The organism is Streptomyces sp. NPDC054863 (assembly GCF_053610825.1).
On record NZ_JBSGZD010000528.1, the window covers coordinates 1 to 2,195 of the forward strand.

The 2,195-nt window shown below is 68.0% G+C and carries 2 protein-coding genes; one reads left to right on the plus strand and one right to left on the minus strand.

Translation table 11 applies throughout. The features are described from left to right. Positions 1-103 precede the first annotated feature (103 nt). Positions 104-514: a Fur family transcriptional regulator gene (locus ACWGIG_RS38580; protein ID WP_362418526.1), complete on the minus strand. Its 411-nt coding sequence runs from the start codon at positions 512-514 to the stop codon at positions 104-106. Between the two features lie 73 nt (positions 515-587). Between ACWGIG_RS38580 and ACWGIG_RS38585 the strand changes: the two genes are divergently transcribed. After that, the gene (locus tag ACWGIG_RS38585; RefSeq protein ID WP_453326395.1) at positions 588-2,117 is read left to right on the plus strand and encodes a catalase; all 1,530 of its coding nucleotides are present in this window, start codon (positions 588-590) and stop codon (positions 2,115-2,117) included. The last annotated feature ends 78 nt before the right edge of the window (positions 2,118-2,195 follow it).

The window sequence follows — 2,195 nt, forward strand, 5'->3', positions numbered from 1 at the left end:
GCCCGGAACTCTCTTGAGTTCCGGGCCACCGGTGTTTTTGCATGTGCGTGCGCGCCCGTGCGTCCTCGGGGGCCGGGCGGGCCGAGGGTGCACGGGCGCGCTGTTACGCGCAGTTCGGGCAGATTCCCCGGTACGTGACTTCCACGTCGGAGATCGTGAAGCCGAAGCGTTCCGTGTCCGGGAGGTCGGAGAGGGGGTTGCCGGCCGGGTGGACGTCGCGGATGGCGCCGCACTTCGCGCAGACCAGGTGCTGGTGCGGGCGGTGGGCGTTCGGGTCGTAGCGCTTGGCGCGGCGGTCCGTCGAGACCTCGATGACCTCGCCGAGGGAGACCATCTCGCCGAGCGTGTTGTACACCGTGGCGCGCGAGATCTCCGGGAGCCGGTCGACGGCGCGGGCGTGCACCTCGTCGGCCGTCAGGTGGACGTGGTCCCCGTCGAGGACCTCGGCCACGACACGGCGCTGTGCGGTCATGCGCCAGCCGCGCCCGCGCAGTCGTTCAAGAAGGTCACTCATGTGTTCCAGCCTAACAGGGGAGAGACCTCAGTCCCGAACGGATGTGACTTTGGATGCCCGCTTGACTTAGACAATGTCCATTGTAGGATCGACTACGGCGATAAGCCAAGGGACAGGACTGGCAGTAACGACGCAGGAGGCGCACGTGACGTCACAGGGACCGCTCACCACCGAGGCCGGCGCGCCGGTCGCCGACAACCAGAACAGCGAGACGGCAGGCATCGGCGGGCCGGTTCTCGTTCAGGACCAGGCACTGCTGGAGAAGCTCGCGCACTTCAACCGCGAGCGCATCCCGGAGCGCGTGGTGCACGCCCGTGGCGCCGGTGCGTACGGCACCTTCACGCTGACCCGCGACGTCTCGCAGTGGACGCGTGCCAAGTTCCTCTCCGAGGTCGGCAAGCAGACCGAGACCTTCCTGCGCTTCTCGACCGTCGCCGGCAACCTGGGCTCCGCCGACGCCGTCCGTGACCCGCGCGGCTTCGCGCTGAAGTTCTACACGGAGGAGGGGAACTACGACCTCGTCGGGAACAACACGCCCGTGTTCTTCATCAAGGACGCGATCAAGTTCCCGGACTTCATCCACACCCAGAAGCGCGACCCGTACACGGGCTCCCAGGAGGCCGACAACGTATGGGACTTCTGGGGGCTGAGCCCGGAGTCGACGCACCAGGTGACCTGGCTCTTCGGTGACCGCGGCATCCCGGCGACCCTGCGCCACATGAACGGCTACGGCTCGCACACGTACCAGTGGAACAACGCCCAGGGCGAGGTCTTCTGGGTCAAGTACCACTTCAAGACCGACCAGGGCATCAAGAACCTCACCACCGACGAGGCCAACCAGCTCTCCGGCATGGACCCGGACAGCCACCAGCGCGACCTGCGCGAGTCCATCGAGCGCGGTGACTTCCCGTCCTGGACGGTGCAGGTGCAGATCATGCCGGCGGCGGACGCGGCGACGTACCGCTTCAACCCGTTCGACCTCACCAAGGTGTGGCCGCACGAGGACTACCCGCCGGTCGAGATCGGCAAGCTGGAGCTCAACCGCAACCCGGAGAACATCTTCGCCGAGGTCGAGCAGTCGATCTTCAGCCCCGCGCACTTCGTGCCGGGCATCGGCCCGTCGCCGGACAAGATGCTCCAGGGCCGTCTCTTCGCGTACGGCGACGCCCACCGCTACCGCGTCGGCATCAACGCCGACCACCTGCCGGTGAACCGCCCGCACGCCACCGAGGCGCGCACCAACTCCCGCGACGGCTTCCTGTACGACGGCCGCCACGCGGGCGCCAAGAACTACGAGCCGAACAGCTTCGGCGGCCCGTTCCAGACGGACAAGCCGCTGTGGCAGCCGACCGCGGTGAGCGGCACGACCGGCAACCACGACGCGGTCTCGCACGCCGAGGACGACGACTTCGTGCAGGCGGGCAACCTCTACCGCCTGATGTCCGAGGACGAGAAGGGCCGCCTGGTCGAGAACCTCGCGGGCTTCATCTCGAAGGTGTCGCGCGACGACATCGCCGAGCGTGCGGTGAACAACTTCCGCCAGGCGGACGGTGACTTCGGCAAGCGCCTCGAAGCGGCCGTGCAGGCGCTGCGCAGCAAGTAGGCGGTACGCAGGCGCAGGCGCAGGCGCAGGCGCAGGCGTCGGAGTCGGTGGCCGGTGGGCCGGGTTCCCCTTTGGGGG